This window comes from Streptomyces viridochromogenes (genome assembly GCF_001270495.1).
Taxonomy (GTDB): domain Bacteria; phylum Actinomycetota; class Actinomycetes; order Streptomycetales; family Streptomycetaceae; genus Streptomyces; species Streptomyces viridochromogenes_A.
The window spans coordinates 155,388-176,096 of record NZ_LGUR01000196.1 but is presented as its reverse complement, the minus strand read 5'-3'; the positions used below and the strand labels follow the sequence as shown (position 1 = coordinate 176,096).

Annotated in this window: 19 protein-coding genes; 11 read left to right on the top strand and 8 right to left on the bottom strand. The window is 72.0% G+C overall.

All coding sequences use genetic code 11. The annotated features are described in order from the left end of the window. Positions 1 to 24 precede the first annotated feature (24 nt). The 5 genes from ADK36_RS20625 to fabG form a co-directional block, all read right to left on the bottom strand. Entirely contained in the window at positions 25 to 1,077 is a 1,053-nt protein-coding gene (locus tag ADK36_RS20625; RefSeq protein ID WP_078916000.1) for a Gfo/Idh/MocA family protein, read from the bottom strand. A 145-nt stretch (positions 1,078 to 1,222) separates the two neighbouring features. Beyond that, positions 1,223 to 2,002 carry an SDR family oxidoreductase gene (locus ADK36_RS20620; RefSeq protein WP_048579128.1) on the bottom strand — a complete coding sequence of 260 codons (780 nt, stop codon included), beginning with the start codon at positions 2,000 to 2,002 and terminating at the stop codon, positions 1,223 to 1,225. Beyond that, positions 1,999 to 3,864 (bottom strand): AMP-binding protein, encoded by a 1,866-nt coding sequence (locus ADK36_RS20615; RefSeq protein ID WP_053198541.1) that lies wholly within the window; start codon positions 3,862 to 3,864, stop codon positions 1,999 to 2,001. The genes ADK36_RS20620 and ADK36_RS20615 overlap by 4 nt, the downstream gene beginning before the upstream one ends. After that, the gene (locus ADK36_RS20610) at positions 3,857 to 4,816 is read right to left on the bottom strand and encodes an aromatase/cyclase (protein WP_276525838.1); all 960 of its coding nucleotides are present in this window, start codon (positions 4,814 to 4,816) and stop codon (positions 3,857 to 3,859) included. Before ADK36_RS20610 ends, ADK36_RS20615 begins: the two co-directional genes overlap by 8 nt. A gap of 31 nt (positions 4,817 to 4,847) precedes the next feature. Next, positions 4,848 to 5,633, bottom strand: a complete 786-nt coding sequence (gene fabG, locus ADK36_RS20605) for a 3-oxoacyl-ACP reductase FabG (protein ID WP_048579126.1) — start codon at positions 5,631 to 5,633, stop codon at positions 4,848 to 4,850. 459 nt (positions 5,634 to 6,092) lie between these two features. Here fabG and ADK36_RS20600 point away from each other — a divergent pair, with 459 nt between their 5' ends. The 11 genes from ADK36_RS20600 (at position 6,093) to ADK36_RS20550 (ending at position 17,668) form a co-directional block, all read left to right on the top strand. Then, on the top strand, positions 6,093 to 6,839 hold the full coding sequence (locus tag ADK36_RS20600) for an AfsR/SARP family transcriptional regulator (protein WP_234329814.1): 747 nt from the start codon (positions 6,093 to 6,095) through the stop codon (positions 6,837 to 6,839). A 254-nt stretch (positions 6,840 to 7,093) separates the two neighbouring features. Next, positions 7,094 to 8,359 (top strand): beta-ketoacyl-[acyl-carrier-protein] synthase family protein, encoded by a 1,266-nt coding sequence (locus tag ADK36_RS20595; RefSeq protein ID WP_048579125.1) that lies wholly within the window; start codon positions 7,094 to 7,096, stop codon positions 8,357 to 8,359. Between the two features lie 65 nt (positions 8,360 to 8,424). Further along, positions 8,425 to 9,651 carry a ketosynthase chain-length factor gene (locus ADK36_RS20590; RefSeq protein WP_053198604.1) on the top strand — a complete coding sequence of 409 codons (1,227 nt, stop codon included), beginning with the start codon at positions 8,425 to 8,427 and terminating at the stop codon, positions 9,649 to 9,651. Between the two features lie 46 nt (positions 9,652 to 9,697). Next, a complete protein-coding gene (locus ADK36_RS20585; RefSeq protein ID WP_048579124.1) occupies positions 9,698 to 10,951 on the top strand; it encodes an FAD-dependent monooxygenase in 1,254 nt (417 codons plus the stop codon). Positions 10,952 to 10,955: 4 nt separating this feature from the next. Beyond that, positions 10,956 to 11,735 carry a cyclase family protein gene (locus tag ADK36_RS20580; RefSeq protein WP_048579123.1) on the top strand — a complete coding sequence of 260 codons (780 nt, stop codon included), beginning with the start codon at positions 10,956 to 10,958 and terminating at the stop codon, positions 11,733 to 11,735. Between the two features lie 78 nt (positions 11,736 to 11,813). Then, entirely contained in the window at positions 11,814 to 12,860 is a 1,047-nt protein-coding gene (locus tag ADK36_RS20575) for a methyltransferase (RefSeq protein ID WP_053198540.1), read from the top strand. Between the two features lie 36 nt (positions 12,861 to 12,896). Further along, positions 12,897 to 13,346, top strand: coding sequence for a nuclear transport factor 2 family protein (locus tag ADK36_RS20570; protein ID WP_048579121.1), 450 nt, complete (start codon positions 12,897 to 12,899; stop codon positions 13,344 to 13,346). Between the two features lie 53 nt (positions 13,347 to 13,399). Next, positions 13,400 to 14,170: an alpha/beta fold hydrolase gene (locus tag ADK36_RS20565; protein ID WP_048579120.1), complete on the top strand. Its 771-nt coding sequence runs from the start codon at positions 13,400 to 13,402 to the stop codon at positions 14,168 to 14,170. Positions 14,171 to 14,289: 119 nt separating this feature from the next. Then, a complete protein-coding gene (rfbA, locus tag ADK36_RS20560) occupies positions 14,290 to 15,183 on the top strand; it encodes a glucose-1-phosphate thymidylyltransferase RfbA (RefSeq protein WP_048579119.1) in 894 nt (297 codons plus the stop codon). A gap of 29 nt (positions 15,184 to 15,212) precedes the next feature. Then, the gene (gene rfbB, locus ADK36_RS20555; protein WP_048579118.1) at positions 15,213 to 16,193 is read left to right on the top strand and encodes a dTDP-glucose 4,6-dehydratase; all 981 of its coding nucleotides are present in this window, start codon (positions 15,213 to 15,215) and stop codon (positions 16,191 to 16,193) included. Next, entirely contained in the window at positions 16,190 to 17,668 is a 1,479-nt protein-coding gene (locus ADK36_RS20550) for an FAD-dependent oxidoreductase (RefSeq protein ID WP_078916005.1), read from the top strand. The genes rfbB and ADK36_RS20550 overlap by 4 nt, the downstream gene beginning before the upstream one ends. A 22-nt stretch (positions 17,669 to 17,690) precedes the next feature. Here ADK36_RS20550 and ADK36_RS20545 read toward each other — a convergent pair whose 3' ends face one another. The 3 genes from ADK36_RS20545 to ADK36_RS20535 all read right to left on the bottom strand — a co-directional run bounded on the left by ADK36_RS20545 (position 17,691) and on the right by ADK36_RS20535 (position 20,660). Further along, positions 17,691 to 18,281, bottom strand: a complete 591-nt coding sequence (locus ADK36_RS20545) for a dTDP-4-dehydrorhamnose 3,5-epimerase family protein (RefSeq protein ID WP_048579117.1) — start codon at positions 18,279 to 18,281, stop codon at positions 17,691 to 17,693. Positions 18,282 to 18,345: 64 nt separating this feature from the next. Further along, on the bottom strand, positions 18,346 to 19,497 hold the full coding sequence (locus ADK36_RS20540) for a nucleotide disphospho-sugar-binding domain-containing protein (RefSeq protein ID WP_048579116.1): 1,152 nt from the start codon (positions 19,495 to 19,497) through the stop codon (positions 18,346 to 18,348). Further along, on the bottom strand, positions 19,485 to 20,660 hold the full coding sequence (locus tag ADK36_RS20535) for a nucleotide disphospho-sugar-binding domain-containing protein (protein WP_053198538.1): 1,176 nt from the start codon (positions 20,658 to 20,660) through the stop codon (positions 19,485 to 19,487). The genes ADK36_RS20540 and ADK36_RS20535 overlap by 13 nt, the downstream gene beginning before the upstream one ends. Positions 20,661 to 20,709: the final 49 nt, after the last annotated feature.

Sequence of the window (20,709 nt, the reverse complement as noted above, 5' to 3'; positions counted from 1 at the left end):
AGAGGTGGGTCGTGGCAACGGTGCTCAGCGCGCCGACCGCCGTACGGCGTCGACCAGCCGGGCGTGCGGCACGATGTCGGCCACCCGGTGGCCGGTGCCGGAGGGCAGCTCGCCGGTCCCCGCCCGGACACCCCGGGCAAAGGCGCCGAGCACTCGGGCGAACTGGTCGTCGGCGGCCAGCAGATGGTCCCGGGCACCGTCCGGTCCCTCGACGCGGACGAGCGGCCGGTGGTCCGGGGGCGGTGTGAAGGCCCGGCCGAGACTCAGCCTGCCGGTGCTGCCCCGGATCTCGTACGACGAGTGGTAGGCGTCGTCGATGCCGAAGGTGAGCTGGGCGATGACGCCCGAGGGGGAGCGCAGCAGGGCCGCGCCCCCCGTGTCCACCACGGTGTCCGGGTCGTGGCGCAGCACGGAGCCAACGACCTCCAGGCCGTCGCCGAGGAACAGCTCGGCGGCGCGGATGGGGTATCCGGCCACGTCGAGCAGCGCCCCGCCGCCCAGTTCGCGCCGGTTGCGGATGTCGTGGGGCGGCAGCCGGGGAATGGTGAACGCGGCTGCGAAGGACCGCGGTTCGCCGACGACGCCTTCGGTGAGCAGCCGGCGTACCGCCCGGTGCTGGGAGTGGTGGGTGAACATGTAGTTCTCCACGAGCAGCAGCCGCGAGGCGTGTGCGAGGTCCACCAGGCGCGCCGCCGTGGCCGCGTCCGGGGCCAGCGGCTTCTCGGCCAGCACATGCTTGCCGGCGCGCAGGGCCGCCTCGATCCACTCGGCGTGCAGGGCCACGGGCAGCGGAATGTAGACGGCCTCGATGTCGTCCCGCCGCAGCAGCTCCTCGTAACCGTGTACGGCGGAGCAGCCGAACTCGCGGGCGAACCGGGCGGCCTTGTCACCGTCCCGGCTGGCCACCGCGACCAGCCGTACCGACGGCTCGGCGACGGCGGCCGGCAGGGTGCGCCGCCAGGCGATCCCCGCGCAGCCGATGACGCCCAGCCGGAGTCCTGGCTGCCCGGGTTCCGGAGGATCGGCCTCCTCGTCCGCGTCGGGTGCCGCCCGGAGCTTGCCCTCGCGATGCGTCATCGTCTCTCCTCCCGTCTCCTTCGCAGCAGGGCACCTGGGATGTCGCACCCCGCGCTTCGAACTGCCCTCGAAGACCGCCGGGCCTCGTTCCCCTCCCGCGTGCGAAGGGGACGAGGCCCGCAAGACGGTGACCTGGGCGTCGCTGTCAAGGACGCAAGCCGAGGCCGCCGTCGGCGGTGACCACCTGGCCCCGCAGCCAGGCCGCCTCGTCCGTGCACAGCAGGGCCACCACGTCGGCGACATCGGCCGGCGTGGTCAGCCGCCCGGCCGGGGTGCGCTGCGCGAGAGCCGCCGAGGCTTCCCGGTTCACCGTGGTGGTGCCCTTGTCGAGCTTGGCGGTCGACACGGCGTTGACCGCGATGCCGTGCGGGCTCAGGTCGACGGCCAGATACCGGACGAGGGACTCCAGCGCCGCCTTGGCCACGCCCAGGCTCACATAGCCAGGTACGACCCGGTGCGCACCTGTGCTGGAGACGGCGACCACGCGGCCCCGGCCGCCCCGCATCAGCCCCGGCAGCAACGGGGCCGCAGCCAGCAACGGGTGCAGCGCGGCCGCCGTGTCCTCGCGCAGCGCCCCGAGGTCGGCGTGCAGAGCCTGCATCGGCGTCCAGCCGGCCGCGTTGTGCACGAACACGTCGAGCCGGCCATAACGGGCCCGGACCTTCTCCAGGAGCTGGGGCACGGCCCGCGGATCGGCCAGGTCGGCGCGTACGGCGGTGGCGGTGCCCTTGAGGCCCGCGAGGGAACGCGTGGCCCGCTCGGCGTCCTCGTCGCTGTGGCCGTAGTTGAGCACGACGTCACCACCGCACGCGCACAGCTTGCGCGCGATGGCGAGCCCGAGCCCTCGGGTACCGCCGGTGATCAGCGCGATCCTCCCCTCGAGCCCCAGGGTGCTGCCGGCCACCGGGTCACCCTGGCCGCTCATGGCTGCTCCGGGTCGAGACCGAACAGCACCGGCCCCATCTGCGGTTCCACGTCGGCCAGTTCGGCGAACCGGCCCAGATGACCGCGGAACTCGCCGGACTCCAGCACGGCGAGGTAGGACGGCGCGTCCCGCCACCAACCGAGGTTGATGTACACCTCGGGCGTGCGCGCGGAGCGGACCATCTGCGCTCGCTGGAAGCCGGGCCGCGCCCGCATGAACTCGGCGTGTTCCCTGAAGGCCTGCTCGAATTCCGCGGCATCCCCCTTGACCGTGAACTTGGTGATGGCGACCACCTGTCGGCTCACTTCGGGTGCTGACTGACCGGTTCCGGACACTGCGGTACCTCCGTGTCGGGGCGGGGCCGATGCCCGCCGTCGGATGAATGCGTCGCGCAGGCTTCTGCGCTGGAGCTTTCCGTTGGCCGAACGCGGGACGGCGTCCACCACGTCGGCGAGCCGGATGTGCTGGTAGTACGGGAGCCTCGCGTTCACCTCGGCGAGCACCCGCCGGGCGAAGGCTCCGGGGACGTCCTGAGCGGTCTCGGCCGCTACCAGGAAGGCCGCGCAGACAGCCCCGCCGACGGGATCGGGATGGTCGAACACGGCGCAGTCGGCCACGTCCGGGTGTGCGCGCAGCGCCCGCTCGACCTCCGACGGCGAGACCAGATAGTTGTCGCACTTGAAGACGTCCTTGATCCGGTCGACGAGGTACAGCCGACCGCCCTCGTCGAGGCGGCCGATGTCCCCGGTGGACAGCCAGCCCTCGGCGTCGACCGGTGCGGGGTCGTGCAGGTAGCCGCGCATCACCTGCGGGCCGCGCACCTGGACCTCGCCCGCCTCTCCCGGCGGCAGGACCGCGCCGGTGTCCGGTGCGACGATCCGGCATTCCGTGTCGCGCAACGGGGGGCCGACCGATCCGGGCCGGGGGCGGTCCGGGCCGTCGGAGTGGGTGAGCGGTGACGCCTCGGCGAGCCCGTACCCCTGGATGACGGGCACGCCCAGCCGGCTGCGCAACGTCTCGGCGGCCGGCGCGGGCAGCGCCGATCCGCCGGAGGCGATCATCCGGGCCGTGCGCAGGCTCAGCTCCGGCAGCCGCTCGTCGGCCGCGAGGCGGACCAGGCGCATGGGAATGCTGTAGAAGTGGGTGGCCCGGTGGCGGTTCGCCGTGCCGACGGCCTCCACAGGGTCGGGGTCCGTGCACAGCACCTGGGTCGCGGCCGCGTACAGCGCGGAGTTGAGATGCATCAGGTGGTACTTGGGCAGGTGGTTCAGGACCACCGACTCCGGGCCGAGCCGGTGTGCCTCGGCCACCTGGGCCGCGTTCACCAGCAGGTTGCGGTGGGTGAGGACGGCAGCCTTCGCCGGCCCGGTCGTACCACTGGTGAAGTGCAGGCAGGCGACGTCACCGAGGGGCACGTCCTCGGGCGGTTCGTCCCACGGCCATTCCTCGTCCAGGCCGACGATCTCGGTCAGGTGCGGCAACGACGGGCGTATGGCGGCGAGTTCGGCGCGCACGGGAGGCGTCACGACGGCGAGGCGGGCCCGGGTGACCCCGAGGAGATGGCGTAGTTCGTCGGCCCGTTGCAGCGGGTTGAGGGGTGCGACGACGTTCCCGCTGCGGACGATCCCGTGAAAGGCGGCCGCGAAGTCGGGGCTCAGCGGTGACACCAGGGCCACCACGGTGTCGGTGGTGCCGACGAGCCTGCGGACGGCGGCGGCCCATCGGGTTGCCGCCGCGTCCAGTTCGGCGAAGGTCGGCTCGGCGGAGCCCGCGCGGATCGCCGTCCGGTCTCCGTGTCGTCGCGCCGCCTCCGACAGCAGGCCGTCGAGCCGCGGCTCGGCCGCCGGTTTCGCCTCAGTCACTGCTGCCGCCCTCGGTATGGGCCTTGGCGAGGCGGAGGGTGGCCAGGCTGTTGGTGCCCAAGGCCGTGCGGACCGCGTCGCGTGCGTCGGCGAGCGTGGCGCCGGCACCGAGCACTTCGGGGACGGTGACCGGGTTGACGACGACCGTGTGCCGGGAGATCGCCCGCACCCCCTCGGGGGTGGCGCGCAGCACCCACTCGCCGGTGTGCGCGGTCATGATCGGCGGAACCCGGGTCTGCTTGTAGACGATCCGGCCGGTCTCCAGGACGATCCGGACCGACTCCGTCGTGTGCACGGATCCGTCGGGGGCCTTGGTGTCCATCGACATCAGCTGCACGCCGGGACCGGCCTCGGTGAGCCGCAGCCGGGTGACGTGGGGCAGCCGCTCGGGCCACAGGTCACAGCGGGCGATGAAGGCGTGGACCGCCTCCAGCGGGCCGTTGACCGTGACACCGTCCTCGAACGTCAGGAACAGGTCCGGGCTCTGCTCGTGAGCCTCCGCGGTGGCTTTGAGCGCGGCGAGTTCCGCCGCGCTGTTGCGGTCGACGGCCCGCTCGATCCAGTCCAGGCCGTCGGGGTCGTCGTCGATGGCCGCGAAGTCGTGCAGGAGGGTGACCGAACAGGTTCCGCCGGGCTCCGGCGCGATCCGCCACTCACCGCCCATGGCGGCCACGGGGGGCTGCGAGAGCTCCTGACGGAAGGTGATACGGCGGGCCCGCCGGTCGATGTGCCGCCGGGAGGTCCAGCTGCGCACCTCCCCATTGGCCAGCGCCCACAACCGTATCCGTTCCTGCGTGGCGTCTTCGGACACCTGCTCGGCATGCACGGTCGGCCCGAACATCCGCGGCCAGCCCGTGACGTCGGCGAGCAGGTCGCAGACGATGTCGGCCGACGCGGCGACGCCGACCGTGTGCTGCATGACGTGCGTCGTCGGCTGCGAGACCTGGGGCACGTTCGTCTCCTTCGCGTTGCTGGCGGTGGTCTCAGTAATTGCCCAGCCCGCCACAGACGTTGAGGGCCTGTGCGGTGATGGACGCGGCGGCGTCGGTGGTCAGGTAGCCCACCAGTCCGGCCACCTCCTCGGGCGTGGCGTACCGGCCGAGCGGGATCCTGGCCTGGAAGCGGCGGAGCACTTCCTCTTCGGTGACGCCCCAGTGCTCGGCGTATCCGCTGCGCACCCGTTGGGCCATCGGCGTCTCGACGTAGCCCGGGCACACGGCGTTGACGGTCACTCCGGTGGCGGCCAGTTCGTTGCCCAGGGCCTTGGTGAAGCCGACGACGGCGTGCTTGGAGGCCGAGTAGGGGGCGCCGAGCACCACGCCCTGCTTGCCCGCGGTGGAGGCGATGTTGATGACGCGTCCCCAGGACCTGGTACGCAGCTGCCCGGCGTTCAGGACCTCGCGGGTCACCAGGAAGACGCTGTTGAGGTTCGTGTCGATGACGTCGTGCCAGAGCTCGTCGGTCAGGTCGGCGGTGACGCCGCCGCCGCTGCGGCCCGCGTTGTTCACCAGGATCTCGACCGGGCCGAAGCGGTCCACCGCGGCCCGGACCAGATCGGCCACCTCCTCCCGCGACCGTACGTCGCAACCGGCCCCTGCCGCCTCGACCCCCTCGGCCTGGAGTTCCTTGACCGTGGCGGCCACGGCGTCGCCGTCACGGGCGCACAGGAACACCCGGGCTCCACCGCGGCCGAGGTGGCGGGCCACGGCCAGCCCGATCCCTTTCGTGGCGCCCGTGACCAGGGCGGCACGACGCTGTTCGCTAGTCATGGGAAGGAGCCTGCGGGTGCCGCTTCGAACCCGGCTGGAATCCCGGCCGAGGCGCTCGTGCGTACACCGTGCGGAGCAGGCGCTAGCACAGCCTGCAGCTTCGCTGCAATCCCGCCGCAGTAAAGGCGACTCATGGAATTACTCAAGCATTTTATCGAATTGCTCAAGCTCTTTGAGGCTCGTTATAGCCGCCCTCGCATGTCCTTCGCCTCGGGCGGCACGTCATGTAGCTTTAGTGCGCAGCTATTCTGACGAATCAAAGCAGAAGCCAGTGCCCGAAAAGGGACGAAACGGTCATACCGAGAAAGCGGTTTCATGGCCGGGTCTATTCATCCGTCATTCCTGACCAGAAGACGCCAACACGGCAGTGTCGCAGCGGCTCTCGAAGATGGGGGAATCAAGTTGCTAGTGAAGTCGCCTGCCCGGGAAATATCCCAGACGCACCAGCTCGGTTTCAGAGTGCTGGGGCCTCTGGAGGTCGTCCATCACGGTGCGTCCTGCACTCCGACCGCGCCCAAGGTCCGCAGCGTGCTCGCCCTGCTGGTGCTGAGGGCCAACCACGTGGTGGACACCGGGTCGATCATCGAGGAACTCTGGGGCGAGAACCCGCCCCGCAGCGCCGTGACCACGGCCCAGACCTACATCTACCACCTGCGCCGGCTCTTCCTGCGCGACGTGGGCAAGCGGGCCGACGAACTGTTCCTCACCAGGCCGCCCGGCTACACCCTGCGCCTCGCGCCGGGGCAGCTCGACCTGGAGGAGTTCGAGGAGCTGACCCGCCGGGGCCGTCGGCTGCTGTCCGAGAAGCGGCTCGCCGAGGCCGTCCTGGTTCTGCGCCGGGCACTGGATCTGTGGCGAGGCCCCGCGCTCGCCAACGTCTCGCCCGGGCCGCTGCTGGAAAGCAGCATCGCCCACCTCGAGGAACAGCGCATCCAGGTGACCCAGCTCCGCATCGAAGCGGACATGCAACTCGGTCACCATCATGATCTGATCGCCGAGCTCCGCTCCCTTGTCGCCCGCTATCCGCTGAACGAATGGTTTCACGGAAAGCTCATTCTGGCACTGAGTCGCGCCGGTCGTCGCGGAGAGTCCCTCCAGGCCTACCAGGCGCTGCGTCACATCCTGGACCGGGAACTCGGACTCGCTCCTTCCCCGGAACTACAGAGTCTCCAGCGCGACGTCCTCGCCCTGGGTGCTCAAGCGTAAGGAATAGATAAGAATTCCCTCCGGTGGGCAGGCGTCAGCCTGCGGAGATAAAGGCCACGGAATATGCAGCGTGCAATTCCGTGGCCTTTCCCATTGCGCATGCCCTGCTTCCACCCGGCCGCGCCCACTGCTCGAACGGCACTCGATGACCCGAGGGCACCGTGAGGTCGGCGCGCCGGGCTCGCCTGGCGCGGCGGCACGCGACGACGGCTGTCGGAGCCGTGGAGCAGGAGACTCAGTTTGGAGACCTCACGATGAACAGACGGGTCGTCATCACCGGCATGGGCGTGGTCGCGCCGGGCGGCACGGGCGTCAAGGAGTTCTGGTCACTGATCAGCGCCGGGCGGACCGCGACGCGGTCCATCTCCCTGTTCGACGCCTCCGCCTTCCGTTCCCGCATCGCCGCCGAGTGCGACTTCGTTCCCGAGGACCACGGATTCACGCCCGAGGAGGCCCGACGGCTCGACAGGGCCGTGCAGTTCGCCCTCGTCGCCACCGACGAGGCGCTGCGAAGCAGCGGTCCGGCCGGCGCACTCGACCCTTCGCGCACCGGCGTCACACTGGGCAGCGCCGTCGGCTGCACCATCGGGCTCGATCGCGAATACGCGCACGTCAGCAGGTCGGGCCGGGACTGGACGGTGGACCACACCCGGGCGGTGCCCTGGCTGTACGACTACTTCGTGCCCAGCTCCATGGCCGCCGAGGTGGCCCGGCGGGCAGGCGCGCGGGGCCCCGTGTCCCTGGTCTCCACCGGCTGCACCTCGGGCCTGGACTCGGTGGGGCACGCCGCCGAAGTGATCCGCGAAGGGTCCGCGGACGTCATGGTCGCGGGCGCCACCGAGGCGCCGATCTCCCCCATCACGGTGGCGTGCTTCGACGCGATCCGCGCCACGTCCTCGTACAACGACGATCCGGAGTCGGCCTCACGGCCCTTCGACCGCACGCGCAACGGCTTCGTCCTGGGCGAGGGCGCGGCCGTGTTCGTCCTGGAGGAGCTCGACCACGCCCGCCGGCGCGGCGCGCACGCCTATGCGGAGATCGCAGGCTTCGCCTCCCGGTGCAACTCCTTCCACATGACCGGGCTGCGCCCCGACGGCCGGGAGATGGCCGAAGCCATCACACAGGCCTTGCGCATGGCGGGTGCCGAACCGGCCGACGTCGACTACGTCAACGCGCACGGCTCCGGCACCCGGCAGAACGACCGCCATGAGACCGCGGCCTTCAAGCTCAGCCTCGCGGCCCACGCCTACGAGACGCCGGTGAGCTCCATCAAGTCCATGATCGGCCACTCCCTGGGGGCGATCGGCGCCCTGGAGATCGCGGCCAGCGCACTGGCCATCGAGAACGACCTGATCCCCCCGACCGCCAACCTCCACCATGCCGACCCCGAGCTGGACCTCGACTACACACCGCTGGTCGCGCGCCCGCAGCGCGTCGACACCGTCCTGTCGGTCGGCAGCGGTTTCGGCGGGTTCCAGAGCGCCATGGTGCTCACCGCGCCCGGAAAGGACATGCCGTGACCGCTACGAAGGCAGCCGTCGCCGCGGACCCGGCGGCACTCCCCGTCGCGGACCCGGCGACCCCGGTGGCGAGAGCTGTCGTCACCGGCATCGGGGTGGCGGCCCCCAACGGGCTGGGAACCAGGACCTGGTGGCAGTCGGTGCTGGGCGGCGAGAGCGGCATCGGGCCGATCACCCTCTTCGACGCGTCCGGCTATCCGGCGCGGCTGGCCGGGGAGGTCCCCGGGTTCGACGCCGCCGCGCACCTGCCCGGCAGGCTGCTGCCCCAGACCGACCGGATGACCCGGCTGGCCCTGTACGCGGCGGCCGAGGCCTTCTCCGACGCGGGCATCGACCCCCGGACGCTGCCCGAGCACACGGCCGGAGTGGTCACGGCGAGTTCGACCGGCGGATTCGAGTTCGGACAGCGGGAACTGCAGGCGCTGTGGAGCCAGGGAAGCGAATACGTCAGCGTCTACCAGTCCTTCGCCTGGTTCTACGCCGTGAACACCGGCCAGATCTCCATCCGGCACCAGCTGCGCGGGCCCGGCGGCGTCGTCGTCAGCGATGACACGGGCGGGATCGACGCGGTGGTGCAGGCCCGCCGCCAACTGCGCCGCGGCACCCGGCTGGTGCTCACCGGCGGCGTCGACTCCGCGCTGTGCCCCTGGGGCTGGACCGCGCGGCTGGCGGAAGGCACGCTCAGCACCGACGACCGGCCGACCGCCGCCTACCGGCCGTTCGCGGCCGACGCCTGCGGCTACGTCGCAGGCGAGGGCGGAGCACTGCTGGTCCTGGAGGACGCCGTGGCGGCCCGCGACCGTGGCGCCACGGCGTACGGCGCCGTCAGCGGCTGCGCGACCGCCTTCGACCCGGACCCGGCCGACGGCGACGGGCTCGCCCGGGCCGCCGAGGGCGCGCTGCGCGACGCGGGCATCACCGCGGACCAGGTCGACGCCGTCTTCGCCGACGCCTTCGGGACCCCCGAGGCGGACCGGGCCGAGGCCGCCGTCCTGCGCGAGCTCTTCGGCCCGTACGGAGTGCTGGTGACCGCTCCCAAGACCATGACGGGACGGCTGTCGGCCGGCGGCGCGGCCCTCGACCTCGCCGCGGCGTTGTGCGCCGTGCGCGAAGGTGTCGTCCCGCCGACCGTGCACACCGTGGCCGCCCCCGCGCACACCCTCGATCTGGTGCGGGACAAGCCCCTGCGGACGCCGTTGCGCCACGTCCTGGTCCTGGCCCGCGGCCGCGGCGGCTTCAACGCGGCGGCCGTGGTCAGCGCCGTCGGCCCGGCCCCCCGCTCCGCCCGGTGAGCCCCGGCCGGCGGCGCACTCCGCCCGATCTCGCCCTGGAGTCCCCATGACGGACGACCACATCACCGACGTCTGCGTCATCGGCGCCGGCCCCGCCGGTCTCGCGCTGTCACTGCTGCTGCTGAGCTCCGGCGTCCGGGTCACGGTGCTCGAGCGGAGCTCCGACTTCCGGCGCGAGTTCCGCGGCGAGATCCTCCAGCCCGGCGGGCTCGCCGTCCTCGACTCGCTGGGCGTGCTGGCCTCGGTGCGCGAGCGGGGCTCCCGTGCCCACTCGGGCTTCCGGCTCGTCGACGGGGACCGCACCCTGCTGGACATCGACTACCGGCGGCTCGGCCCGCCGTACGACCATCTGCTCGCCGTCAACCAGCGCTTCGTCCTCGAGGAGCTGCTGGCCGCCTGCCGCCGGTACCCCTCCTTCCGCCACCTCGGGGGACACCGGCTGGTCCGACTCCTGCGCCAGGGGGACCGGTTCACCGGCGCGGTCGCGCAGAGCGGCACCGAGCGCCGGTGCTCCGTGCACGCCGACGTGCTGGTGGGTGCCGACGGCCGCTACTCGAAGACACGCCGACTCGCCGGTATCGACCAGCACCGGATGGACGTCTTCGACCAGGACGTCGTCTGGTTCAGACTGCGGGCCCCCGGCGCGGCCGTCGACCGGGTGAGGGTGCACCGCAGCGCCGGCCAGGCGTTCCTGGTGCACGCCTCCCACCCGGACGTCGTGCAGATCGGCTGGACCGTCCCGCACGGCACCTGGGGCGCGATCGCCGCCCGGGGCATCGGCGCCGTCCGGGAGGACGTCGCCCGGGCCCTGCCCGGATACGCCCCGCTCGTGCGCGGGCAACTCGCCAGGATGAGCGACCTGACCCTGCTGGACGTGTTCGCGGGCCGGGCCGAGACCTGGGTACGCGACGGACTCGTGCTGCTCGGAGACGCCGCCCACACGCACAGCCCCTTGGGCGCGCAGGGCATCAACCTGGCGCTCCAGGACGCCGCCGTCCTGCACCCCGTGCTCCTCGACGCGCTGGGCGACGGCCCTGCCGACGCCCGGGCCCTGGAGCGCTTCACCGACCTGCGCTCCGCCGACGTGGGGGCCGTCTTCCGCTTCCAGGTCGCCCAGTCCAAGGCCATGCTCGGCCGGCCCGGCCCGGTGGCCGACATGGTCCGTCCGGCGCTCGCCCGGCTGGTCCAGCGGACCCCGCTGGGCACCTTCCTGACCCGGCGCATCGCCCACGGCCGTACACCGGTGCGGGTGCGCACCGACCTGTTCACGACGACGCTCCACCCGAAGGCGAGGCCCTGAAGCCATGCGCATCATCGATCTGTCCAGCCCGGTCGATGCCAGGGCGTGGGAGCCGGACCCGGTCGTCCACGAGATCCTGACCCCCGCCGAGGGAGCCCGGCACATGGCGGCCGAGATGAAGGAGCACTTCGGCGTGGACTTCGACCCGGCCGTGCTGCCCGGGGGCGAGCTGCTGTCGCTGGACACGTTCACCCTCACCAGCCACACCGGTACGCACGTGGACGCACCGGCCCACTACGGCTCCGCCGCCGTGACCGAGTACGGCGAACCGCTGACGGCGGAACAGCTGCCGCTGGACTGGTTCCTGCGCCCCGCCGTCGTCCTGGACCTGCGCGACCAGGGCACCGGCGCGGTCGGCGTCCCCGTGCTGGAGAGGGCGATCAAGGCGACCGGACACCACATCCAGCCGATGGACATCGTGGTGCTGCACACCGGCGCCTGGCACTACGCGGGCACCCAGCGGTACTTCACCGACTTCACCGGGCTCACCGGGGAGGCCGTCGACTTCCTTCTCGACATCGGGGTCAAAGTGATCGGCACCGACGCCTTCAGCCTCGACGCCCCGTTCGGCGACATGATCCGGCGCTACCAGGACAGCGGCGACCGTTCGGTGCTGTGGCCGGCCCACTTCGCCGGACGGCGGCGCCCGTACTGCCAGATCGAACGGCTGCACAACCTCGACGCCCTGCCCGCCGCCCACGGCTTCCGCATCTCCTGCCTGCCCGTGAAGCTGGCCGGCTCGGGCGCGGGATGGGCCCGTGCGGTCGCTCTCGTCGAGGACTGAGCGTTCCCTGCCCGCCCTCGCCACCGGACTGCCCCGTTCCGCACACACCGCACACACTCATCGCCCTCCGGAGACAGCATGCAGCCCCGAACACCCCCGGACACCGTCGCCGAATCGTTCTCCCAGCTCCTCTTCGGAGCGCTCACCTTCCGGGCCTACGCCGCGGCGGTGCGCCTGGGCATACCCGATGCCGTGGGGGACACGTCCCATCGCGCGGACGAACTGGCCGCGGTGCTCGGGGCGGACGAGCACCGGCTGCGCCGGCTGCTGCGAGCCCTCGTCGCGCTCGGCGTGCTGCGCCACACCGACGACGGGCGGTTCGCCCTCACCGCGGCCGGCGCCGGCCTGCGCGCGGACGACCCGACCGGCACCCGCGGTCTGGTGGCCTTCTTCGGCCATCCGCTGATGTGGCGGACCTTCGGGGCACTGGAGCGGTCGGTGCGCGAAGGCACTCCCGCCTTCACCGCGGTCACCGGCCACGGCTTCTTCGAGTACTTCGCCGAGGACCCGTCGTTCGCCCAGAGCTACCACGAGGGCTTGCACTGGGGCACGGAGATGACGGCTCCCCTGATCGGGATGAGCCGCGACTGGAGCGACAGCCGCCGTATCCACGACATCGGCGGCGGCGACGGCGCGCTGCTGACCGCGCTGCTGGCCGCGCATCCGCACGCCCACGGCATCGTCCAGGACAGCGCCGAAGCGCTGGAGGGGCTTCCCGCCAACATCCGCCGGCACGGTGTCGACGGCCGGTGCTCCGCAGTACCCGGTGACTTCCTGACCGAGGTGCCGGCCGGCGGTGACACCTATCTGCTGAAGAACGTGTTGCACGAGTGGGGCGACGACGACTGCGTACGGATCCTCGGCAACTGCCGTACGGCCATGGCCGAGGGCGCCCGGGTGCTGATCGTGGCGACGCTGCTGCCCGAACCGGGCCCCGCCGACGGCGACCAGGAGGCGTTCACCTACGCGGTCCTGAGCGATCTGCTGCTGATGTCGGCCAGCCACGGCGAGCGCACGCTCGCCGAGTACGAGCGGCTCTGCGCCGCGGCGGGCCTGCGCATCACCCGGGTGTCTCCCGTTCCCCATCTGCCCAACGACAACGTCATCGAGGCCGTCGCGGCCTGAGCGACGGCTGCTTCCCCACCGCGACGAGGAGGAATCATGACCACGACCCCGCTTTCCGCTCCCACCACCACGGACAGCACGCTGCGTGCCGAAGTGGAACACTTCTACGCCTGGCAGATGCAGTTGCTGGACAGCCGCGCCTGCGAGGAGTGGGCCGCGACCTTCACCCCGGACGGGGTGTTCGACGCCAACGGGCTGCCCGCGCCCGCCAAGGGCCGCGAGGCCATCACGGCCGGCGCGCGGGCCGCCGGTGAACGGCTCACCGCCGAGGGGCTCGTGCACCGGCACTGGCTGGGGATGCTCACGGTCGGGGAACAGCCGGACCGCACGATCCGCGCCCGGTCGTACGCGCTGGTGATCGAGACGGAACGGGACGGCGCGTCCCGGCTGCACCGCAGCACGGTGTGCGAGGACGTCCTCGTACGCGCCGAGGACGGATCGCTGCTGGTCTCGCGGCGCAAGGTCACCCGCGACGACATCGGCTGAGCGCCGGCGGCACAGGACCGGCCCGACAGCACGACGGAAAGGAACACGACGAGATGGGCTCTTACGTGACGGTGCGCGGTCTGCGTACGTACTACGAGGAAGCGGGCACGGGCGAACCGCTGCTGCTCCTGCACGGCGGAGGTGTCACGGCCGAGAGCTGGTCCCAGCAGATCGCCGCGCTCGCCGAGCACTACCGGGTGCTGGTCCCGGAGCGGCGCGGCCACGGCCGGACCCAGGACCTCGCGGGACCCGTCACCTACCCGGACATGGCCGAGGACACGGCCGCCTTCCTCGACGAGCTGGGCACCGGACCGGTCCGGGTGGCCGGCTGGAGCGACGGCGGGGTGGTTGGCCTCCATCTCGCCCTGATCCGACCGGAGTCGGTGTCCAAACTGGTGGTCATCGGCGCGGCCACGCAGGAGGGGGCGCACGGATACGCGGACGCCCTCTACGACGGCAGCGAGGAGAGCCGCCAGATACTCACCCAGATGTTCCACGGGCCGTACGCCGCCCTGTCCCCGGACGGGCCGGACCACTTCCCCGTCGTACTGGACAAGCTGATCCGCCTGTGGCGGGAGGGACCGGGGCTCGCCCTGGACGACCTCGGGCGCATCCGGGTCCCCGTCCTGGTGATGCAGGGCGACCGGGACGGCGTGCCGGTGGAACACAGCGCGGCCATGGCCCGGGCGCTGCCCGACGCGCAGCTCGCCGTGGTGCCCGGAACCTCACACGCCGTGCCCCTGGAGAAGGCGGACCTCGTCAACCGGATGCTGCTCGACTTCTTCTCCAGCCGACAGGACGTCCGGATGTTCGCCCTGGGATGAACGAGCGGTCGGCAGGGCCGGGCACGGGCGCTCCAACGAGGCTCGGCACTCATTCGACGCGTCCGGGACAGTCTCGGACCACACCGTGTCCTCGGTACCCACGAAGGAGTCAACTGGTCATGCGTGGCATCATCCTCGCCGGCGGGACCGGGAGCAGGCTGCACCCCATCACCCGTGGCGTCTCCAAGCAGTTGCTGCCGGTGTACGACAAGCCGATGGTGTACTACCCGCTGTCCGTGCTGATGTTCGCCGGCATCCGGGAGATCCTCCTCATCGCGGCACCCGCCGACCTGCCGTTGTTCCAGCGGTTGCTGGGCGACGGCAGCGCGCTCGGCCTGGACCTGCGCTACGCCGAGCAGCCGGAGCCCCGGGGGATCGCCGAGGCGTTCCTGATCGGCGCCCGGTTCCTGGGCGGCCAGCCGTCCGCCCTGATCCTCGGCGACAACATCTTCCACGGCTCCCGCCTGTCCGAAGTGCTGTGCGACCACAAGTCGCTGACCGAGGGCTGCGTGATGTTCGGCTACCCGGTGGCGGACCCCGAGCGCTACGGCATCGGCGAGCTGGACGAGGCGGGCCGGCTCGTCGCCATCGAGGAGAAGCCGGCGGCGCCGCGCTCCAACCTCGCCATCACCGGCCTGTACTTCTACGACAGCCATGTGGCGGACATCGCCCGCGAGGTGCGTCCCTCGGCCCGCGGCGAGCTGGAGATCACGGATGTCAACCGGCGTTACCTCGACGCGGGCCTGGCCCGGCTGGTCAGCCTGGGGCGCGGTTTCGCCTGGCTGGACACCGGCACCCACGACTCGCTCATGGACGCGGGCCAGTACATCCAGACACTGGAGCGCCGCCAGGGGATCCGGATCGCCTGCCTGGAGGAGGTGGCCCTGCGGATGGGCTTCATCGACGCGGACGCCTGCTACCGGCTCGGATCGCAACTCGCCGGCTCCGACTACGGCCAATACGTGATGGACACCGCCCAGGCGGTCGGCCGCCCTGTGGCCAGCACCCTGTAACCCTCCGCGCTGTGTGAAGGACGGACGAGATGAGACTCATGGTCACGGGAGCGGCCGGCTTCATCGGCTCCCACTATGTGCGCACCCTCCTCGACGGCGGCTACCCCGGCTACGAGCACGCCGACGTCACCGTGGTCGACAAGCTCACCTACGCGGGCAACCGCGCCAACCTGCCGCTCGGCGACCCGCGCCTGACGTTCGTCCAGGGAGACGTCTGCGACCTCGACCTGCTGCTCGACCTGCTGCCGGGCCATGACGCGGTGGTGCACTTCGCCGCCGAGTCCCACGTGGACCGGTCGCTGCGGTCGGCAGCCGCGTTCGTGCGCACCAACGCCGGCGGTACGCAGACGCTGCTCGACGCCTGTGTGGCGAGGGGGGTCCAGCGCGTCGTGCACGTGTCCACGGACGAGGTGTACGGCGCCATCGGCGAGGGTTCGTGGACGGAGGAGAGCCCTCTGCTGCCCAACTCCCCCTACGCCGCCTCGAAGGCCGCGTCCGACCTGGTCGCCCGGGCCGTCTGGCGCACCCACGGCCTGGATGTGTCGGTGACCCGCTGCTGCAACAACTACGGCCCGTACCAGCACCCCGAGAAACTGATTCCCCGTTTCGTCACCGGCCTGCTCCAGGGCTCGCGGCTGCCGCTGTACGGCGACGGGCGCAACGTACGCGAATGGCTGCACGTCGACGACCACTGCCGGGCGGTGCACCTGGTGCTCACCCGGGGCCGGGCGGGCGAGATCTACAACGTGGGCGGCGGCGAGGAACGTACCAACCGGCAGGTCACTCAGTCCCTCCTCGGCCTGTTGGGCGCGGACTGGAGCAGCGTCGAGCAGGTCGCCGACCGCAAGGGCCACGACCTGCGGTACTCCCTGGACGACAGCAAGATCCGCGACGAACTGGGTTACGCACCCAGGATCACGTTCGAGGAGGGTCTCGCGATCACCGTGGCCTGGTACCGCGACCACCCGGACTGGTGGAAGCCGGTGCTCGAAGGGGCGTGGACGCGATGACGGCGGCCAACGCCCAGGTGCTGGTCGTGGGTGCGGGCCCGGTCGGGCTGACCGCCGCCCACGAACTGGCCCGGCACGGGGTACGGGTACGGCTGGTGGACTCCGCGCCCGGCCCCGCGACGACGTCGCGCGCGCTGGCCACCCATGCCCGGAGCCTGGAGGTCTACGACCAGATGGGCGTCCTGGACGATCTGCTGGCCCGCGGTCGGCGGGTGGAGCACTTCACCCTCCACCAGAACGGACGCCGGCTGATCCGCTTCGACACCGACTACAGCCGGTTGCCCACCCGTTTCCCCTTCACCCTCATGGTGGACCAGACGATCACCGAGGAGGTGCTGCGCTCGGCGGCGGCCCGGCACGGGGTGAAGCCCGAATGGGGCGTGCGGCTGGCGGACTTCGACGACCGGGGCGAGGCCGTGCACGCCGTGCTGCGGCACTCCGACGGCCGGACCGAGACGGTGACCGCCGACTGGCTGGTGGGCTGCGACGGCGGTCACAGCACCGTCCGCAAGCGGCTCGGGCTGCCCCTGGCCGGCGACTCCGCCGAGACCTGGCTCATCGCCGACGCCGTCGTCGACTGCGATCTGCCCAGGGACAGCATCCACTGGCTGCGCACCACCAGCGGCACGGTGATGATGGTGCCCTTCCCCGAGCCGGGCAAGTGGCGGCTGCTGGACACGGCAGAGACGACCTACGCGGGCGAAGAGGCCCTGGCCCACCGGTTCTCCCGCAAGATCACGGCGGGGTGCGGGCACCGCGTGCGGGTCCGACCACCCAGCTGGGTCTCGGTGTTCACCATTCAGCAGCGCATGATCCCCACCATGCGCGCGGGCCGCTGCTTCGTGGCCGGCGATGCCGCGCATGTGCACAGCCCCGCCTCCGGGCAGGGCATGAACACCGGCGTCCAGGACGCGGTCAACCTGGCCTGGAAACTGGCCGAGGTCATCCGCGGCGACGCCGATGAGACACTCCTGGACAGCTACACCGCCGAGCGTGTGCCGGTCGGTGCCGCCCTGCTGAAGTCGACGGCCATGGCCACGGTCCTGATCCAACTGCGCAACCGGTACGTCGCGGCGGCCCTGCGAGCGGCGTTCACGGTCGTACGCTCCGTGCCCCCGCTCAAGTCGCGGATCCAGCGCAAGATCATGGGCGGCATGTCGGCGCTGGACCTCTGCTACGCGGACCCCCCGGCGACGGAGGGCCTCGGACAGCGCGTGGCCCGTGTGACGGCCGAACGGCTCGCCGAATCCCCGGGCTGGCGCCGGTTGCTGGCCGCGCTCCGTGAGCCGGGCTGGACCCTGCTCGTCTTCGGCCCCCCCACCTCGGCCCGGGACAGGCCGGCACCGTCGTACGAGCGGGCCGAGAGCGTACTCACCGTCGAGGACCCGGCCCTGCGCGCCGACCTCGCGGCCGGTCCCGGGGACTGGATCCTGATCCGCCCCGACGGGTACGTGGCGGAACGCGGCACCGGCTGACCGCCGCCACCTCCTGGGGCCATCACATCCTCGCGTACCAGGCCAGGCACTCTTCGTACGTCGGCAGCAGCCCCGCCCGGGTGGCCTCGGCGGCGGTGGGGGCGGCAGCGTCCTTCGCGGAGAGGATCGGCTCCTCCAGGTCCCACGGCAGGTTCAGATCCGGGTCGAGCGGGTTGATCTCCACCGGGGTGTCGGGGACGTACTCCGTGGAACACAGATAACCGACCACCGTGTCGTCGGTCAGTGCCGCGAAACCGTGCCCGAGCCCCTCCGCGACGAAGACCGAGGCGCCCTCCCGGGCGGTGAGCACATTGACGTCATGGGCGCCGTACGTGGGCGAGCCGAGCCGCAGGTCCACGACGATGTCCCGGATGGCCCCTCGGTGGCATGTGACGATCTTGGCCTGGCCCGGCGGCAGCAGGACGCTGTGGATGCCGCGCAGCACGCCGCGGCGCGACACCGAGTAGTTGATCTGCCTCGGGGTGAAACGCCTGCCCAGGGCCCGGGACACCTCGCTCTCCTTGAAAGCCTCGTGGAAGCTTCCGCGGGCGTCCGGAATGGCCTGAGGGATCATGAGGTAGCTCCCCGGCACCGTCAGCGGCTGGATCTCCATGGTGCGGCAGCCTAGAGAGCCGCCCTTGAGGCTCGGACAAACGCCGCCTGAGGAGGCCGGGCCCCTAGCCCATCGCTTCCAGCACCGGCACCATCCGGGCCGGTGAGGGCTGGTCGGCGATCTCCCCGGCGAGGGACCGGGCGTGGTCGCGGTGGGGGTTCGGCCCCAGCAGGATGTCCAGTTCGCGGGCGAGCGCGTCCGGGTTCTTCCGGTCGTCGGCCTCCGGTCGGCGCGCGACCCGGCGGCGTACCAGGCCGTCCGCGCAGGCGGCCCATGCCGGGTGGTCCGTCGGCAGCACGAGTTGCGGCACGCCGTGCACCGCCGCGGTCATGGCGGTGCCGGTCCCGCCGTGGTGCACCACGAGCGAGCAGCCGGGCAGCACCGCGTCCAGCGGCGCCCGTTCCACCACCCTGAACCAACCCGGCAGGCCCGTCAGCCGCCGGTGCAACGCCGCCGGCGCGGTGAGCACGACGTCCACGTCGGGACGTCGGGCGAGCGCCCCGACGGCCGCCTCCAGACGGGCCGTGAGTTCCTCGGCCTGGGCCGGGTCGCCGTCCTGTGCGGCGACCGTGCTGCCGTGCAGCCCGAGAGTCACGCACACCCGGGGCCGGCGCGGCGCACGACGGGCCCAGTCCGGCACCGGATGCGAGCCGTTGTAGGGCACGAATCGCATCGGCCTGCCGGGTTCCGCCTCCTCGAACCGCAGACTCGGCGGGCACGGATCGAGCGTGAGTACGGGGTCGGGCAGACCGGGTGCGCCCAGACCGAGATCCGCGCAGAAGTCACCGAGCACCTCGCGGGCCCGCTCCAGCACCCCCGCGCCCCCGGTGCCGGGACCGCCCCAGCGCTGGACGACCGCCGGCACTCCGAGCAGGCCGGCGACGACCAGGCCCGCGAACTCGATCGGGTCGCACACCACCAGATCGGGGCGGAAGGACAGGGCCGCGGCCAGACAGCCGTCGAGCACCTGGTCCACGCGCAGCTCCCACGGGTGCCGCCAGCCGTGGGCGGGGAAGGGCCGTGCGCCACGCGGGCGGAGCGACTCGACCGGCAGGACCGCGACGTCGGCCGTGTGCAGTCCGGCCTGCCGGGCGACGGCGCACACCTCGACGCGGCCCGCCACCAGCACGTCATGGCCCGCTGCCCGGGCCGCCCAGGCGAGCGGGACCATGCACAACAGGTGGCTGGGCGCGAGCGCGGTGATCAGGACGCGCACAGCGCCTCCAGTTCCGGGACGAGGGCGGCGGGGGACGGCAGCGACGCCATCTCCTGGGCGACCTTCCGGGCGCTGACGGCGAAGCGCTCGTCGTCGAGCAGCCGGCGTGCCGCCGCCCGCACCACAGCCGGGTCGTCCTGTTCCGCCGGGTCCGCGAGCATCAGAGCGAGACCGGCGTCCACCAGGCAGGCACCCCACACCGACTCGTTGCCGAGCTGCGGCAGCACGAGCTGGGGCAGGCCGTACAGGCACGAGGTGAGCGTGGTGCCCGTACCGCCGTGATGGACGACCGCCGCGCAGGAGTCCAGGAAGAGGCTGAGCGGCACCGGCCCGGTGACATGGGTGGCGGCGCCGACCGGCCCCAGCGCTGCGTGGTGGCGTGCCGGGAGCGTGACGACGGGTCGGACGTCCTCCAGCCCTTCCAGCGCGTCGACGACCGTACGGAACAGGGGCACACCGTTGAGGTCCGCCGTCAGCCCGCCCAGGGAGACCGCGACCCGGCCCGGTGCGGGTTCGGCGAGGACGCCCGGCACGGTGCCGACGCCGTTGTACGGCACGTACCGCAGCGACTTCACGGGTGGGCCCGAGCCCTCCGGCCCGGCCCGCCGCACGCTGGGCGGACAGCAGTCGAGCACCAGGGACGGGCCGGGCAGCTCCCCTCGCAGACCCAGCCGGGCGAACCGGGCACCCAGCAGTGCGCGGGCCGTTCGTATCGGCTCGTCGCCGCTCCGGTCGATGTCCCAGCGCTGGTGAACCACGGGCACGCCCAGCATGCCGCCGATGAACAGGGCGCTGAACTCCATGGGATCGCTGACCACGAGATGCGGCCCCCACTCGCGGGCCAGGGCCAGGTACTCCTTCATCAGGTACCGGGTGTGCATCAGCCACGGCATGACCAGGGTGAGCGCACCGGGGTCGGTCACCTGCGCCCGGCCGGCCTGATTGGGCCGCTTGCCCTCGGGCAGCCTGGCGGTGATCGCCTCCAGGGCGTCGTACGTGTCGCCGATCTCCGCGGCGGGCAGTCCGGCATCGAGCGCGGGACCGACGACGTCCGGCTGACCCGCGACCAGCACGTCGTGGCCCGCGGTGCGCAGGGCCCACGCGAGCGGGATCATCGGCGTGAAATGGCTCGGCGAGGGCGTCGACATGAACAGCACCCGCATACGGCCTCCTCGGACGGGTCGGGGACATCGGGCCCCAAGGGGACGGTCC

What these genes read in the sequence shown, in the direction of transcription:
- ADK36_RS20625 (WP_078916000.1), bottom strand. Translation starts at nt 1,077, where the DNA reads ATGACGCATCGCGAGGGCAAGCTCCGGGCGGCACCCGACGCGGACGAG.
- ADK36_RS20620 (WP_048579128.1), bottom strand. Translation starts at nt 2,002, where the DNA reads ATGAGCGGCCAGGGTGACCCGGTGGCCGGCAGCACCCTGGGGCTCGAG.
- fabG (WP_048579126.1), bottom strand. Translation starts at nt 5,633, where the DNA reads ATGACTAGCGAACAGCGTCGTGCCGCCCTGGTCACGGGCGCCACGAAA.
- ADK36_RS20595 (WP_048579125.1), top strand. Translation starts at nt 7,094, where the DNA reads ATGAACAGACGGGTCGTCATCACCGGCATGGGCGTGGTCGCGCCGGGC.
- ADK36_RS20585 (WP_048579124.1), top strand. Translation starts at nt 9,698, where the DNA reads ATGACGGACGACCACATCACCGACGTCTGCGTCATCGGCGCCGGCCCC.
- ADK36_RS20580 (WP_048579123.1), top strand. Translation starts at nt 10,956, where the DNA reads ATGCGCATCATCGATCTGTCCAGCCCGGTCGATGCCAGGGCGTGGGAG.
- ADK36_RS20575 (WP_053198540.1), top strand. Translation starts at nt 11,814, where the DNA reads ATGCAGCCCCGAACACCCCCGGACACCGTCGCCGAATCGTTCTCCCAG.
- ADK36_RS20570 (WP_048579121.1), top strand. Translation starts at nt 12,897, where the DNA reads ATGACCACGACCCCGCTTTCCGCTCCCACCACCACGGACAGCACGCTG.
- ADK36_RS20565 (WP_048579120.1), top strand. Translation starts at nt 13,400, where the DNA reads ATGGGCTCTTACGTGACGGTGCGCGGTCTGCGTACGTACTACGAGGAA.
- rfbA (WP_048579119.1), top strand. Translation starts at nt 14,290, where the DNA reads ATGCGTGGCATCATCCTCGCCGGCGGGACCGGGAGCAGGCTGCACCCC.
- rfbB (WP_048579118.1), top strand. Translation starts at nt 15,213, where the DNA reads ATGAGACTCATGGTCACGGGAGCGGCCGGCTTCATCGGCTCCCACTAT.
- ADK36_RS20550 (WP_078916005.1), top strand. Translation starts at nt 16,190, where the DNA reads ATGACGGCGGCCAACGCCCAGGTGCTGGTCGTGGGTGCGGGCCCGGTC.
- ADK36_RS20545 (WP_048579117.1), bottom strand. Translation starts at nt 18,281, where the DNA reads ATGGAGATCCAGCCGCTGACGGTGCCGGGGAGCTACCTCATGATCCCT.
- ADK36_RS20535 (WP_053198538.1), bottom strand. Translation starts at nt 20,660, where the DNA reads ATGCGGGTGCTGTTCATGTCGACGCCCTCGCCGAGCCATTTCACGCCG.